The organism is Dysgonomonas sp. PF1-14 (assembly GCF_029892965.1).
Classification (GTDB): Bacteria; Bacteroidota; Bacteroidia; order Bacteroidales; family Dysgonomonadaceae; genus Dysgonomonas.
This window is the reverse complement of sequence record NZ_JARXWN010000001.1, coordinates 168,615-182,298: the sequence shown is the minus strand read 5'-3', so window position 1 is coordinate 182,298 and position 13,684 is coordinate 168,615. Positions and strand designations below refer to the sequence as shown.

Here is a 13,684-nt window from a genome sequence, read left to right as displayed (position 1 = left end):
ATGAAAACTGTTATAAAAATAATATTCATTTTAATTCTTTTTCCGTTTCTAATATCAGGTAGTTGTAACTCGGCTGATGAATCAGAAAACTGTCACAGGAGGTATACCTTTATCAATAACTCCGACAGGACAATACGGCTTACAGTATCTGTTAGCTATCCTGATTCTACTTTGTTAGATGGAATAGGTGGAACTAGTGGTATTACACCTGCTGGAGAGAAAAAGGATTTTAAAACAAATGGGTGTTATGAGTACGAATTTGAGTCAGGCCTCATAAACAAACATGGAGTTATTATGATTTTCCTTTTTGACGAAGACATTTTTAAGGAATATACTTTTGATGAAATTCGGAAAAATCGTATGTGGCTCAAAAAGTACGATATGGGGTTTGAGGATTTTCAACGAATGAACTGGACTATAACCTATCCATAAATGGATAATAGAGTAGGGATAGCTAAACAAGCATATCCCTACTTATTGTTATAAAATTATGAAAAAATATATATTTATTTTATTGATCCTCCCTTTTCTATTGGCTGCGAACTGTAATGGAGATGATTCGGAAGATTGCCATCTTCGGGTTACTATAGTGAATAATTGGGATAAAGATATCTCTATATATGCTTCAGCTGATTATCCTGATTCAATAAGCAATCTGGGATACGCAATTATTGATAGAGATATTGAAGCCAATTCGACAAAGAAAGTTAGGTTTGAATATATAGATTGTTTAGAAACAACAATTAATTATCAAAATAAGGATGGCATAATGATGGTCTATTTTTATGATAAAGAGGTAATAGATTCATATCCGAGAGATACTATAATTAAATACCGTATGTATTTAAAAAAAATAGATCTGACAATAGACGATTTGCAAAACAGTGATTGGACGTTGACGTATCCGTAAAATTGATACTGAGGGGTGTTAAAGCCCCTCAGTTATTTACCCTATTTCATTGACTTGAATGGAAAAGCATTACCTGTTTGGAACAGCTTAAATCTCATTACAGGACTGGGTAAATGGGCTTTTGGCGGCGGTAGTTTCAGCAGGGATGTCCTTCAGGCAACATGGAAGCCTGTTTGGAACGGAATGAAAATCGATGCCGGTATGTTTGTTTTTGATAATCCCTTCCAGGCTTTTTCCAGATGGACATGGGAGCTCCCTCAATCGTTGATCGGCAATGCGTGGTCTTCTGCCCGTAATGTTGCCGGCTATGTAGATCAGATAAAATATTACAGAGGAGCTACCTTTATTATTCATGATAATTCCAGTAAACATAGAGGAATAACTCTGGGCAATTATATAAATATGGATATCGATTATGAATATACAAAAGAGAGGTTTGAACCTAAATGGAATGACAATAAATTTACTCCAATAGCGGATAATATGATGATGCACGAATACGGGCACTTCTTACAAAGTCAGAGGATCGGCTTCTTCTATCTGTCGGCAGTGGGAATTCCTAGCTTGATAAACAGACTAGGATGGATTGGTGGTGATAAAGATCGTTTCTACACAGAAAAGTGGGCTAACAATTTAGCGTACGATTTTTTTGTTGGTAAGGAGCATGGAGGTAGTAATGGATGGGATTTTGGAAAATATCCTATAGACAATCAAGGGGAAAAAGAACCTTGGGTTAGATAAGTAATAATTTAAAGTTATATATATGAAAAATCTATTTTTTTCAATGACAGGGATTATTCTAATAATATTATTTACTGGATGTCCTGATGCTGACTTTGATAATATTTGGCTAAAGAACAATAGCAATCGTAATGTTGTTGTCTATATTGGAGAGGAAGGATTAGGAGAACCTGTTTATCCGGACACTTTATTACCCAGTATAAATCGGACTAAACCTGTATATAAAGCTATTAGTCAATATCTTTTCACAAAAGATATTAAGAATAGTAAAGTCTGTATATTTTTTCTTGATCAGGATACTATAACAAAATATGGTTGGGATAAGATTAGGGATGATTATATGATTCTTAAAAGGTATGATGCAGATGAAAACTATCTAAGGCAAATAGACAGAACTATTATTTATGAAGACCCTAAAGAGGGAGAATGATATGGGAGCCTTTTTAGCAGGCATGAATAGCTATCATGCCTGCAATACTAACTCGGAAGAGTTTTACCCATGCTGTGAAAATTGATCTTGGTCTGTTCAAAGGAGAATTTGTTCAGGTATTGAGCCGCTTCACATGGGAACTACCCCAAACGGTCATAGGTAATATATACTCACATTACCGGAATATAAAATGGACTGTAGATAAAGTTCGGTACTTTGATGGTGCTACCTTCCTGATCAATGAAAGATCGAAGAAAGATGATGGTGTCACTTTGGGTAATTATATAAATATCAATATAAAAGATTCCTATGACAGGAGCATTTATGAGCCGGATTGGAACGGAGGAAGGTTTACTATTATAGGCGGAGACCCGATATTTATGCACGAATATGGACACTATATACAAAGCCAACAATATGGTTTGGGATATTTATTTTCAATAGGCCTGAGAAGTATAAAGAGCGCTGCAAACTCTACAGTTGAAAGTACATTATATGACGCTAATGGCAATTTCATAGCAAACAGAACAACTCACAGCTTATATTGGACAGAAACCAGTGCCAACAAAAAAGCAGCAAAATATTTTGGCATATGGTATAGAGTTAATTGGGCTGGAGATAGGTTTTATCAATATCCTTTATAATCATGTATAAATTCTAAATAAAGTATATGAATATGAAATATTTACAATATTTATTTTTCTTCTCGTTAGTACTGTTTATGTTAACAGGATGTCCGGATAAAGCTGATGACAACATCAGTATAAGAATTAAAAATCAAACCGATAAAGATATCCTGTTTGTACGAGGCGGCAATAAGTATACAGAGTGTACGGATGATTCTTTACCTGACATAAATATTGGAACAATAGTTAAAGCTAATACATCTGTATATAATAATCTTGTGCTTAATAAGTGTAATACATATCTGTACATTCTAAGTATAGATACTGTTAATAAGTATTCTTGGGAAGATATTAGAAAGAATGATAGATATATGAAAAAGTATATTATAAGTAGCGAAAGTGATCTGAAAAAGATAGATTATACAATAACCTATCCTTAAACTGATATTGAGGGGTATAAAAGCCCCTCAGTTATTTACCCTATTTCATTGACTTGAATGGAAAAGCATTACCTGTTTGGAACAGCTTAAATCTCATTACAGGACTGGGTAAATGGGCTTTTGGCGGCGGTAGTTTCAGTAGGGATGTCCTTCAGGCAACATGGAAGCCTGTTTGGAACGGAATGAAAATCGATGCCGGTATGTTTGTAGGAAACCCACTACAAACATTATCCCGATGGACATGGGAACTTCCTCAGTCGTTGATTGGCTATACAGTTTCAGCCCTCCATAACACTTATGGTGGCGTCAAACATGTAAGCTATTATGGTGGTGCGACTGTTATAGAGTCCTATTCAAGAAACGGGGCAATACCATTGTTTGGTGGCGGAAGAGGAGTCACAATGGGAAGTTATATTATCGGAGAGAGAGGAATAAAAGCAGATCCAACAAATGAACTGTTCCAACATGAGTATGGACATTACCTGCAAAGTCAGGCATACGGATGGACTTTTATGCCTAAATTTGGAATTCCAAGTGCAATAAGTGCAGCAAAAAAAGATGGAAATCATAATAACCGAGCATTTGAGCAGGATGCAAATGCTCGGGCTCTAAGCTATTTTGTTGATGAATATGGAGAAACTTTTGCCAAAGAAATTTGGGATCATGTGATTCATCCAATAATTGGCTATAGCTATCTTGATTCATTTTATAGCGATATAAATAAGAATGCTATCAATAATGCAAAAATCAAGTTTCATGGGCTAGATCTAATTTCTTGGAATCCTGCTTTCTGGGGAACAGGACTATTATATAATAACCAGTATGAAAAGAACTTAAAAAAATGATATATGAAAACAATTATAAAAATTATTTTTATCTTGCTTCTTACCCTTTTGTTTTTAGGGAGTGATTGCAAGGGTCAAAAGGAATCGGAGAACTGCCATAATTACTATACTTTTATTAATAATTCGGATAAGACTATACGATTAATAATGTCTTCTAATTATCCTGATTCTACGAATATTGGACTGGGTAAAACAAGTCATATTACACTTCCGGGTGAAAACATTAAAGTTAAAATAGACGGATGCTATGAGATTGACTTCGAGCTAGGCTTAATATACAAACAAGGAGTAGCAATGATTTTCCTTTTCGATGAAGAGATTTTTAAGGAATATACTTTTGATGAAATTCGAAAAAATCGTATGTGGCTCAAGAAGTACGATATGCGTTTAGAGGACTTTCAACGAATGAACTGGACTATAACCTATCCATAAATGTATAATAGAGTAGGGATAGCTAAACAAGCATATCCCTACTTATTGTTATAAAATTATGAAAAAATATATATTTATTTTATTGATCCTCCCTTTTCTGTTGGCTGCGAACTGTAATGGAGAAGATTCGGAAGATTGCCATCTTCGGGTTACTATAGTGAATAATTGGGATAAAGATATCTCTATATATCGTTCTTTCCTATATCCTGACTCATTAGGAATTATTGGAGATGCGATTATTGATAGGGATATTGAAGCGAATTCAACAAAGAAAGTTAGGTTTGAATATATAGATTGTTTAGAAACAACAATTAATTATCAAAATAAGGATGGCATAATGATGGTCTATTTTTATGATAAAGAGGTAATAGATTCATATCCGAGAGATACTATAATTAAATATCGTATGTATTTAAAAAAAATGGATCTGACAGTAGACGATTTGCAAAACAGTGATTGGACGTTGACGTATCCATAAAATTGATACTGAGGGGTGTTAAAGCCCCTCAGTTATTTACCCTATTTCATTGACTTGAATGGAAAAGCATTACCTGTTTGGAACAGCTTAAATCTCATTACAGGACTGGGTAAATGGGCTTTTGGCGGCGGTAGTTTCAGCAGGGATGTCCTTCAGGCAACATGGAAGCCTGTTTGGAACGGAATGAAAATCGATGCCGGTATGTTTGTTTTTGATAATCCCTTCCAGGCTTTTTCCCGATGGACATGGGAGCTCCCTCAATCGTTGATCGGCAATGCGTGGTCTTCTGCCCGTAATGTTGCCGGCTATGCAGATCAGATAAAATATTACAGAGGAGCTACTTTTATTATTCATGATAATTCTAGTAAGTATGATGGTGTTACTTTAGGTAATTATATAAATATGAATATACGAGATCCATATGACAAAACGAAGTATGAACCTTCATGGAATGACAATAAATTTACTCCAATAGCGGATAATATGATGATGCACGAATACGGGCACTTCTTACAAAGTCAGAGGATCGGCTTCTTCTATCTGTCAGTAGTGGGAATTCCAAGTTTGGTGAACAGATTGGGATGGATCGGTGGAGACAAAGATCACTTCTACACTGAAAAATGGGCTAACAATTTAGCATACAATTTTTTTGTTGGTAAGAAACATTGGGGAAATGGATGGAACTTTTATAAATATCCTATCGACAATCAGAAAAAAAAAGAACCTTGGGTTAAATAAGTAAGTAATAAATTAAAGTTAGATATATGAAAAAGATTTTTCTCTTAATGGCGGGGATTATTCTGTTAGCAATAACATTTACCTCATGTCCTGATGATGATTATAATGCTATATGGTTAAAGAATGGAAGTAAACGTAACGTAGTTGTTTATATTGGAGGAGAAGGGCTAGGTGAGCCGGTTTATCCAGACACGTTATTACCTAGTATAAATCGGACTGAACCTATATTTAAAAATTCTACAAATTTTGGTTTTACTAAAGATATAAAAAACAGCAAAGTCTGTGTGTTTTTTCTAGATCAGGATACTATAATCAAATACGGTTGGGATAAGGTTAGAGATGATTATATGATTCTTAAAAGATATGATATAGATGAAGCCTATCTAAGGCAACCAAATGTCGCTTGGACTATTGTCTATGAAGATCCTAAAGAGGGAGAATGATATGGGAGCCTTTTTAGCAGGCATGAATAGCTATCATGCCTGCAATACTAACTCGGAAGAGTTTTACCCATGCTGTGAAAATTGACCTTGGTCTGTTCAAAGGAGATCTAAAACAAATTGCCAGTCGTTTTACATGGGAATTGCCACAAACAGTTATAGGAAGCCAGTATTCCCACTATCGGAATATCAAGTGGACGGTAGATAAAGTAAGGTATTTTGATGGTGCTACTTTCCTTATTAATGAGAATTCGAAAAAACATGATGGTGTTACTTTGGGTAGCTATATAAATATGAATATACAAGAACCTTATGACAAAAATGTTTATGAACCGGAGTGGAACAAAGGAAAGTTCACAATCATAGATGGCGATCCGATGTTTATGCACGAATATGGTCATTATATTCAAAGCCAGCAATATGGTTGGGGATATCTATTCTCGATAGGGATTAACAGTATCTCAAGTGCGAAGCATTCAAAATATTTATCACATGTAGTAGATACAGATGGAACTTATTATACAAGATCTACTCACAGTTTATATTGGACAGAAACTAGTGCTAACAAAAAGGCTGCTGAATATTTCGGGAAGAAGCCGTATTATGTTAATTGGATAGGTAATAGATTTTATGGTTATCCTCTTTAAGATATTATTCGTAAATTATTAAACAGAACAACAAATATGAAAAAAATATTATTTATCATTTTATTGGTATATTTTATTAGTTGCGAACCACCACAATATCAATATCAGTTCTATATCACGAATGATTTAGAGAATGATACGATTGTCATTTATAATGAACAGATTGAAGATACTGATGAGAAAGTGCCATCATTTATTATATTACCAAAGAAGACTATTCTTTTTGCAGATATGTTATTTGAAAACCCTTTACTCTCTGACAATAAGCCTAATGATGTTTTTGATGATAGAGTTATGATGGATTTCTCATATAATACATTTTATATCAATGATGTGAAATTAGAAAAGAATCTATGGCTAAGAAAATATTGGAATTTTTCAACTAGCAATAAAGGAAATGCGCAATATAACCTTGTTGTAAATTCAGATTTATTGAAAGGGGATTAATCTCGGAGTTTATTTTTCATATCCGTAAATTTAGTTATATTGGACAGAAACTAGTGCTAATCGGAAAGCTGAGGAATATTTCGGGAAGAAACCATATTCGGTTAACTGGACTGGGGATAGATTTTATAAATACCCACTATAATATTGAATAAATTACAAATAAATTATACTATTATGAAATCCTTAAAATATTTATTTTTCTTGCCAATACTGATTTTACTATTAGGTTGCCCTTCCGTAGATGATGGTAACTCAAGTATATATATTAAAAATAATTCGGAGAACGACATACTATTTGTTCAAACTGGTGATAGGTACACTGAATGTACTGAAGACTCTATACCTAATAAAAATACAGGGAGAGTAATTGAAGCAAATAAAACTGTATATGACAATCTTGTACTTACACACTGTACTACATATCTATATCTTCTAAGCATGGATACCGTTAATAAATATTCGTGGGATGATATAAGAAAAAATTATAGATATATGAAAAAGTATATTATAAATAATAAGAGTGATCTTAAAAAGATAGATTATACAATAACCTATCCTTAAACTGATATTGAGGGGTATAAAAGCCCCTCAGTTATTTACCCTATTTCATTGACTTGAATGGAAAAGCATTACCTGTTTGGAACAGCTTAAATCTCATTACAGGACTGGGTAAATGGGCTTTTGGCGGCGGTAGTTTCAGTAGGGATGTCCTTCAGGCAACATGGAAGCCTGTTTGGAACGGAATGAAAATCGATGCCGGTATGTTTGTTTTTGATAATCCCTTCCAGGCTTTTTCCCGATGGACATGGGAGCTCCCTCAATCGTTGATCGGCAATGCGTGGTCTTCTGCCCGTAATGTTGCCGGCTATGCAGATCAGATAAAATATTACAGAGGAGCTACTTTTATTATTCATGATAATTCTAGTAAGTATGATGGTGTTACTTTAGGTAATTATATAAATATGAATATACGAGATCCATATGACAAAACGAAGTATGAACCTTCATGGAATGACAATAAATTTACTCCAATAGCGGATAATATGATGATGCACGAATACGGGCACTTCTTACAAAGTCAGAGGATCGGCTTCTTCTATCTGTCGGCAGTGGGAATTCCTAGCTTGATAAACAGACTAGGATGGATTGGTGGTGATAAAGATCGTTTCTACACCGAAAAATGGGCTAATAATTTGGCTTATCATTTTTTTGTTGGTAAAGAGCATGGAGGTAATGGATGGGATTTTGGAAAATATCCTATAGACAATCAAGGGGGGAAAGAACCTTGGGTTAGATAAGTAATAATTTGAAGTTAGATATATGAAAAATCTATTTTTTTTAATGGCAGGGATTATTCTGTTAGCAATAACACTCACCTCATGCCCTGATGATGATTATAATGGCATATGGTTAAAGAATGGAAGTAGCCGTAATGTCGTGGTCTATATTGGAGAGGAAGGTTTAGGTGAACCAGTTTATCCAGACACTTTATTACCCAGTATAAATAGGACTAATCCTATATCTGAAAATTTCACAAAAATTGGTTTTACTAAAGATATAAAAAACAGCAAAGTCTGTGTGTTTTTTCTAGATCAGGATACTATAATCAAATACGGTTGGGATAAGGTTAGAGATGATTATATGATTCTTAAAAGATATGATGTAGATGAAGCCTATCTAAGGCAACCAAATGTCGCTTGGACCATTGTCTATGAAGATATTGAAGAGAAAGAATGACAGCACGCTTATCTGTAGATATTTGTAAACAAGCAAGAATTAGCTTTAATCTTCTTGATTTAGCTTCGTGGGTTCCTGTCTTTTGGCCGACAGGACTATTATATAATAACCAGTATGAAAAGAAATTAAAAAAATGATATATGAAAACAATTATAAAAATTATTTTTATCTTGCTTCTTACCCTTTTGTTTTTAGGGAGTGATTGTAATGGTAAAAAGGAATCGGAGAACTGCCATAATTACTATACTTTTATTAACAATTCGGATAAAAAAATCAGATTATCTGTATCTGTTAGTTATCCAGATTCCACAATTTTGGATGGAATTGGAGGAACTTCTGATATAGTCGCTTCAAATAGTCGAAAAAAAATAAAAATAGACGGATGCTATGAGATTGACTTCGAGCTAGGTATAATATACAAACATGGAGTAGCAATGATTTTCCTTTTCGATGAAGAGATTTTTAAGGAATATACTTTTGATGAAATTCGAAAAAATCGTATGTGGCTCAAGAAGTACGATATGCGTTTAGAAGACTTTCAACGAATGAACTGGACTATAACCTATCCATAAATGTATAATAGAGTAGGGATAGCTAAACAAGCATATCCCTACTTATTGTCAAAAATTATGAAAAAATATATATTTATTTTATTGATCGTTCCTTTTCTATTGGCTGCGAACTGTAATGGAGATGATTCGGAAGATTGCCATCTTCGGGTTACTATAGTGAATAATTGGGATAAAGACATCTCTATATATGCTTCAGCTGATTATCCTGATTCAATAAGCAATCTGGGATACGCAATTATTGATAGAGATATTGAAGCCAATTCGACAAAGAAAGTTAGGTTTGAATATATAGATTGTTTAGAAACAACAATTAATTATCAAAATAAGGATGGCATAATGATGGTCTATTTTTATGATAAAGAGGTAATAGATTCATATCCGAGAGATACTATAATTAAATACCGTATGTATTTAAAAAAAATAGATCTGACAATAGACGATTTGCAAAACAGTGATTGGACGTTGACGTATCCGTAAAATTGATACTGAGGGGATGTCCCAAAAGTCGGACAAGCCCCTTTTTCTATGCTTTTTCTTCGGGTCTGTATCTGAGACCGTTTTCAAATATTCAATTCTCAGAGAAATAAAAATACTTTTGGGACAGCCTCTTAATTTTTCTATAAAGAATCCTTTTCAGTTACAATTCTTTCACATCCATCTTATCCTTCCTCAGCACATAATTCAGCCATGTATAACCGATGATAGCCGAAACCAGCGAGGCCAGTAATATCATTAGTTTCGATTCGTTAACAAGATGTTCTATTTCTTCCGGTGAAAAGCTAGGATTGCCTTTATATGCTAATAAAGTGATAAATATAGACATAGTGAATCCGATACCGCCGAGCATACCTGCCCCTATCAAGGCTTTCCATTTCACTCCGCGAGGAAGAGAACATAATCCTGTTTTTACAGAAATAAGACTAAATAGTGTAATTCCTAACGGTTTACCTACTATCAGACCGAGAATAATACCCAAGGCGAATGGCTCACCTATTGACTGATCCCAGTTGCCTTCTATCAGCATTGCTGTATTTGCCAAAGCAAAGACAGGCAATATAATGAATGCTACAGGATAATGCAGGGCATGCTGCATTTTGTTAGATAAACAGTGTGGGTCGCCTTTCTTAAATGGTATGGTAATAGCCAGAAGCACTCCGGCAATAGTAGCATGTATGCCCGAATGGAGCATGCAGTACCACATAATAATACCACCTATGATATAAGGGATCAGATTCGTCACATTGAACTTCTTATTCAAAATAAGTAACAAGACAAACATTCCCAAAGCAATCAGCAAATAAACCCATGAAAGTGATGTCGTATAGAAAATAGCGATTACTATTATTGCCCCCAAATCGTCTATAACAGCCAGTGCTGTAAGGAATACCTTGAGCGATGTGGGTACACGGCTACCCAACAGGGATAATATACCTAGTGCAAAAGCGATGTCTGTAGCCATCGGGATACCAAAACCATCATGTGTATCAGTTCCGAAGTTGAGGTACATATAAATCAGAGCTGGGATGAGCATACCACCTAAAGCTGCCGAAAGTGGGAGCATCGCCCGCTTTACATTCGACAACTCGCCTTCGTATATCTCCTGTATCAGCTCCAGGCCAACCAACAGGAAGAAGACAGCCATCAGGCCGTCATTTATCCAATCGGCTATAGTATGGCTACCCAAATGATAACCCCATATACCCCGATAACTGTCACCTATAGCTCCCGAATTAGCAAGCAGGATTGAAATCAGTGTACAGACGATGAGTGTTAGCCCGCCCGACTTTTCACTCTCCATAAATCTTTTCAGGGTGCGCCCCCTCAATATTCCGGATATTTTCATTCTTTTATAAATATATCGTTATCATATTCTACTTCCTCTAAAAACAGTGCATGCCCCGGAACAGATGTTCCTGCGGCACCCCTGTCTTTAGCTTCTATTATTTTTCGGAAATCATCCGGAGTTATCTTTCCACGTCCTGCTTCGAGCAATGTGCCTACTATAGAGCGCACCATATTGCGAAGAAAACGGTCGGCCTTTATTGTAAATATATAATCGTTACCCTGTCGTTGCCATTCTGCCTGCATAATCTCGCAGTTATTGGTTTTTACATCGGTATGCAGCTTGCTGAAACTGGTAAAATCGATATAGTCGAACAACACATTTGCACAGGCATTCATAGCATCCATATCTATATTGCCATGTATCTTATATTTCAGATGATGCAGAAACGGATCTTTCGCTGTCGTTACATAATATCTGTACAACCTCGATGTAGCATCGAAACGAGCGTGGGCATCGGCCTTTACCCTCATTATATTATATATTACAATATCTTTAGGCAGAATACGGTTCAGTTTAAATACCAACTGATGAACGTTTTCTATTTCTTCCACATCGAAGTGGGCGAACATTTGCCGAGCATGAACCCCTGCATCGGTGCGTCCTGCCCCGACAATAGAAACAGGATATCTCAATATGGTGGATAGCCCTTTTTCTATCGTTTCCTGCACAGAAGGAGCATTCGGTTGTATTTGCCAACCGTTGTAATTCTCTCCGTTGTAAGCCAAATATATAAAATAACGCTTCATACAGTTATCAGTCAACAGTTATCAGTCAACAACTCATAACTTATAATTTATAATTCATAATTCTTCATCTTACCGTTATATGAAAACATGCCTGCTTACGCTCATGCTTAATATAGCATCTGTCGCGCTGCCTGAGATCGTGCAAAACCTGCCCCAACACAGCCTTAAGCCGTCCATCATCCAGAATGCGTTCGTCAGAGGGATTCACTTTCTCGAATCGTGTCCATGCTATATCGAAAGTAGTAGCGTATCTGTGAACCGAGTTTTCACTCGCATTACGATTTCTTCTCGATAAGTTGGTAACATCATCATTCGTACGGGTTATACTGGTGACAATAGGCTTATACAATGGCAGCTTTTTGCTGATCAGCGAATCGCGAAAATTAAGACAAATATCCGAAAGCAATGTAGCCGCCTTAGGCACAAGAAACGGCATCGAGTGCTTTAGCTTATCCACTTTATATATTTCCAGTTCGCCCGGTATTCTCACCAAGCGGTCTTCATACAGCGCAGTATCACCTCTGGTCTCCAATGGTCCTACCCCGTTCACTACCGCTGCCTCTATATGCAAGTCGGGTAAATCGTTGAAAGTAGTACTGTATTTTCCGTCGAAACGGGTATATCTCTTCGGTTCTAACGGCTCACTGCCTGACTTCTCTTTAGATCCGCAACTCAATAAGGATAGAATACTTATCGAAAGCATCCAGATGTATTTCATTTCTTTTGCTTAATTTCGGGCACAAAGGTACAAAAATACGGACTTTTGTTTGTAATTAATACTTATTTTTGCACACTGATATCAATCCGAATAGAAATGGAACACATAACCAGCCTCCAGAATCCGAAGATAAAGAATATCGTCAAGCTCTCTAAAAACAGGGAACGAAAAGAACAAGGGCTTTTTATTATCGAAGGAGCCAGAGAGCTAAGTCTGGCACTGATGGCAGATTACGAAGCAGACTCTGTGTTTATATGTCCTGAGTTATTTGTTAAGAGTGATTATCCAGATGTTCTGGATTCTATTTCCCAAGATAAGCTATTTGAAGTAACGGAAGCTGTATTTGATAAGATCGCATATCGTGAAGGTTCGGACGGATTACTCACTTTAGCCAAGCCCAAAAGCCATACCCTTTCCGATCTGGAACTATCGGATAACCCTTTCATTATTATCCTCGAAGCGGTAGAAAAACCCGGTAATCTGGGAGCAATACTCCGTACAGCAGATGCCGCACAGACGGATGCAGTCATCATATGCGACCCGGCAACTGACTTGTATAATCCCAACGCAATCCGATCGAGCGTAGGATGCCTTTTCACCGTACAAACCGCAGTTTGTTCATCACAGGAAGCGCTAGATTTTTTACATAAAAACAATATCAGATCGTTTGCTGCCGAATTGCAAGCTTCGCTATGGTATCAGGATACGGATTTCACCGTTCCATCAGCTATTGTTATGGGTACGGAAGCTGACGGATTAACTGATTTCTGGCTAAATAATGCCGATGCGAGAATCAAAATACCAATGCGGGGAAAAATAGATTCATTGAATGTATCGGTTTCTACAGCTGTTATCACATTTGAAGCAATGAGACAAAGAGGATTTTAGGAT

At 36.0% G+C, this 13,684-nt stretch carries 22 protein-coding genes; 19 read left to right on the top strand and 3 right to left on the bottom strand.

The annotated features are described in order from the left end of the window. The 18 genes from M2448_RS00800 to M2448_RS00715 all read left to right on the top strand — a co-directional run bounded on the left by M2448_RS00800 (position 1) and on the right by M2448_RS00715 (position 9,960). A complete protein-coding gene (locus M2448_RS00800) occupies positions 1-432 on the top strand; it encodes a hypothetical protein (RefSeq protein WP_280644355.1) in 432 nt (143 codons plus the stop codon). A 58-nt stretch (positions 433-490) separates the two neighbouring features. Next, positions 491-910, top strand: a complete 420-nt coding sequence (locus tag M2448_RS00795; protein ID WP_280644354.1) for a hypothetical protein — start codon at positions 491-493, stop codon at positions 908-910. A gap of 54 nt (positions 911-964) precedes the next feature. Continuing rightward, the gene (locus tag M2448_RS00790) at positions 965-1,651 is read left to right on the top strand and encodes a hypothetical protein (RefSeq protein ID WP_280648066.1); all 687 of its coding nucleotides are present in this window, start codon (positions 965-967) and stop codon (positions 1,649-1,651) included. Between the two features lie 22 nt (positions 1,652-1,673). After that, entirely contained in the window at positions 1,674-2,081 is a 408-nt protein-coding gene (locus M2448_RS00785; protein WP_280644352.1) for a hypothetical protein, read from the top strand. Between the two features lie 35 nt (positions 2,082-2,116). Next, positions 2,117-2,725: a hypothetical protein gene (locus tag M2448_RS00780; RefSeq protein WP_280644351.1), complete on the top strand. Its 609-nt coding sequence runs from the start codon at positions 2,117-2,119 to the stop codon at positions 2,723-2,725. Positions 2,726-2,757: 32 nt separating this feature from the next. Beyond that, positions 2,758-3,147 (top strand): hypothetical protein, encoded by a 390-nt coding sequence (locus M2448_RS00775; RefSeq protein WP_280644350.1) that lies wholly within the window; start codon positions 2,758-2,760, stop codon positions 3,145-3,147. Between the two features lie 53 nt (positions 3,148-3,200). Next, positions 3,201-3,992, top strand: coding sequence for a hypothetical protein (locus M2448_RS00770; RefSeq protein WP_280644349.1), 792 nt, complete (start codon positions 3,201-3,203; stop codon positions 3,990-3,992). A 147-nt stretch (positions 3,993-4,139) separates the two neighbouring features. Next, positions 4,140-4,424: a hypothetical protein gene (locus tag M2448_RS00765; protein ID WP_280644348.1), complete on the top strand. Its 285-nt coding sequence runs from the start codon at positions 4,140-4,142 to the stop codon at positions 4,422-4,424. A gap of 58 nt (positions 4,425-4,482) precedes the next feature. Then, entirely contained in the window at positions 4,483-4,902 is a 420-nt protein-coding gene (locus tag M2448_RS00760) for a hypothetical protein (RefSeq protein ID WP_280644347.1), read from the top strand. A gap of 54 nt (positions 4,903-4,956) precedes the next feature. Then, positions 4,957-5,640 (top strand): hypothetical protein, encoded by a 684-nt coding sequence (locus tag M2448_RS00755; protein ID WP_280697032.1) that lies wholly within the window; start codon positions 4,957-4,959, stop codon positions 5,638-5,640. A 26-nt stretch (positions 5,641-5,666) separates the two neighbouring features. After that, positions 5,667-6,083, top strand: a complete 417-nt coding sequence (locus M2448_RS00750) for a hypothetical protein (RefSeq protein ID WP_280644345.1) — start codon at positions 5,667-5,669, stop codon at positions 6,081-6,083. 35 nt (positions 6,084-6,118) lie between these two features. Beyond that, positions 6,119-6,727: a hypothetical protein gene (locus tag M2448_RS00745; protein ID WP_280644344.1), complete on the top strand. Its 609-nt coding sequence runs from the start codon at positions 6,119-6,121 to the stop codon at positions 6,725-6,727. A gap of 36 nt (positions 6,728-6,763) precedes the next feature. Then, positions 6,764-7,174 carry a hypothetical protein gene (locus M2448_RS00740; RefSeq protein WP_280644343.1) on the top strand — a complete coding sequence of 137 codons (411 nt, stop codon included), beginning with the start codon at positions 6,764-6,766 and terminating at the stop codon, positions 7,172-7,174. A 174-nt stretch (positions 7,175-7,348) separates the two neighbouring features. Further along, on the top strand, positions 7,349-7,735 hold the full coding sequence (locus M2448_RS00735; protein ID WP_280644342.1) for a hypothetical protein: 387 nt from the start codon (positions 7,349-7,351) through the stop codon (positions 7,733-7,735). Between the two features lie 53 nt (positions 7,736-7,788). Continuing rightward, positions 7,789-8,472: a hypothetical protein gene (locus tag M2448_RS00730; RefSeq protein WP_280644340.1), complete on the top strand. Its 684-nt coding sequence runs from the start codon at positions 7,789-7,791 to the stop codon at positions 8,470-8,472. A 22-nt stretch (positions 8,473-8,494) separates the two neighbouring features. Beyond that, entirely contained in the window at positions 8,495-8,911 is a 417-nt protein-coding gene (locus tag M2448_RS00725; RefSeq protein ID WP_280644338.1) for a hypothetical protein, read from the top strand. 140 nt (positions 8,912-9,051) lie between these two features. After that, positions 9,052-9,483 (top strand): hypothetical protein, encoded by a 432-nt coding sequence (locus tag M2448_RS00720; protein ID WP_280644337.1) that lies wholly within the window; start codon positions 9,052-9,054, stop codon positions 9,481-9,483. A 57-nt stretch (positions 9,484-9,540) separates the two neighbouring features. Further along, positions 9,541-9,960, top strand: a complete 420-nt coding sequence (locus M2448_RS00715; protein ID WP_280644336.1) for a hypothetical protein — start codon at positions 9,541-9,543, stop codon at positions 9,958-9,960. Between the two features lie 160 nt (positions 9,961-10,120). Here the strand turns inward: M2448_RS00715 and nhaA are convergent, their stop codons facing one another. The 3 genes from nhaA to M2448_RS00700 all read right to left on the bottom strand — a co-directional run bounded on the left by nhaA (position 10,121) and on the right by M2448_RS00700 (position 12,793). Then, a complete protein-coding gene (nhaA, locus tag M2448_RS00710; protein WP_280644335.1) occupies positions 10,121-11,326 on the bottom strand; it encodes a Na+/H+ antiporter NhaA in 1,206 nt (401 codons plus the stop codon). Then, positions 11,323-12,075 carry a tRNA pseudouridine(38-40) synthase TruA gene (gene truA, locus M2448_RS00705; RefSeq protein WP_280644333.1) on the bottom strand — a complete coding sequence of 251 codons (753 nt, stop codon included), beginning with the start codon at positions 12,073-12,075 and terminating at the stop codon, positions 11,323-11,325. Before truA ends, nhaA begins: the two co-directional genes overlap by 4 nt. 64 nt (positions 12,076-12,139) lie before the next feature. Next, positions 12,140-12,793, bottom strand: a complete 654-nt coding sequence (locus tag M2448_RS00700; RefSeq protein WP_280644332.1) for a DUF5715 family protein — start codon at positions 12,791-12,793, stop codon at positions 12,140-12,142. 96 nt (positions 12,794-12,889) lie between these two features. Here M2448_RS00700 and M2448_RS00695 point away from each other — a divergent pair, with 96 nt between their 5' ends. Further along, positions 12,890-13,681, top strand: coding sequence for a TrmH family RNA methyltransferase (locus M2448_RS00695; protein ID WP_280644330.1), 792 nt, complete (start codon positions 12,890-12,892; stop codon positions 13,679-13,681). The last annotated feature ends 3 nt before the right edge of the window (positions 13,682-13,684 follow it).

What these genes read in the sequence shown, in the direction of transcription:
- M2448_RS00800 (WP_280644355.1), top strand. Translation starts at nt 1, where the DNA reads ATGAAAACTGTTATAAAAATAATATTCATTTTAATTCTTTTTCCGTTT.
- M2448_RS00795 (WP_280644354.1), top strand. Translation starts at nt 491, where the DNA reads ATGAAAAAATATATATTTATTTTATTGATCCTCCCTTTTCTATTGGCT.
- M2448_RS00785 (WP_280644352.1), top strand. Translation starts at nt 1,674, where the DNA reads ATGAAAAATCTATTTTTTTCAATGACAGGGATTATTCTAATAATATTA.
- M2448_RS00780 (WP_280644351.1), top strand. Translation starts at nt 2,117, where the DNA reads ATGCCTGCAATACTAACTCGGAAGAGTTTTACCCATGCTGTGAAAATT.
- M2448_RS00775 (WP_280644350.1), top strand. Translation starts at nt 2,758, where the DNA reads ATGAAATATTTACAATATTTATTTTTCTTCTCGTTAGTACTGTTTATG.
- M2448_RS00765 (WP_280644348.1), top strand. Translation starts at nt 4,140, where the DNA reads ATGTCTTCTAATTATCCTGATTCTACGAATATTGGACTGGGTAAAACA.
- M2448_RS00760 (WP_280644347.1), top strand. Translation starts at nt 4,483, where the DNA reads ATGAAAAAATATATATTTATTTTATTGATCCTCCCTTTTCTGTTGGCT.
- M2448_RS00750 (WP_280644345.1), top strand. Translation starts at nt 5,667, where the DNA reads ATGAAAAAGATTTTTCTCTTAATGGCGGGGATTATTCTGTTAGCAATA.
- M2448_RS00745 (WP_280644344.1), top strand. Translation starts at nt 6,119, where the DNA reads ATGCCTGCAATACTAACTCGGAAGAGTTTTACCCATGCTGTGAAAATT.
- M2448_RS00740 (WP_280644343.1), top strand. Translation starts at nt 6,764, where the DNA reads ATGAAAAAAATATTATTTATCATTTTATTGGTATATTTTATTAGTTGC.
- M2448_RS00735 (WP_280644342.1), top strand. Translation starts at nt 7,349, where the DNA reads ATGAAATCCTTAAAATATTTATTTTTCTTGCCAATACTGATTTTACTA.
- M2448_RS00725 (WP_280644338.1), top strand. Translation starts at nt 8,495, where the DNA reads ATGAAAAATCTATTTTTTTTAATGGCAGGGATTATTCTGTTAGCAATA.
- M2448_RS00720 (WP_280644337.1), top strand. Translation starts at nt 9,052, where the DNA reads ATGAAAACAATTATAAAAATTATTTTTATCTTGCTTCTTACCCTTTTG.
- M2448_RS00715 (WP_280644336.1), top strand. Translation starts at nt 9,541, where the DNA reads ATGAAAAAATATATATTTATTTTATTGATCGTTCCTTTTCTATTGGCT.
- nhaA (WP_280644335.1), bottom strand. Translation starts at nt 11,326, where the DNA reads ATGAAAATATCCGGAATATTGAGGGGGCGCACCCTGAAAAGATTTATG.
- truA (WP_280644333.1), bottom strand. Translation starts at nt 12,075, where the DNA reads ATGAAGCGTTATTTTATATATTTGGCTTACAACGGAGAGAATTACAAC.
- M2448_RS00700 (WP_280644332.1), bottom strand. Translation starts at nt 12,793, where the DNA reads ATGAAATACATCTGGATGCTTTCGATAAGTATTCTATCCTTATTGAGT.
- M2448_RS00695 (WP_280644330.1), top strand. Translation starts at nt 12,890, where the DNA reads ATGGAACACATAACCAGCCTCCAGAATCCGAAGATAAAGAATATCGTC.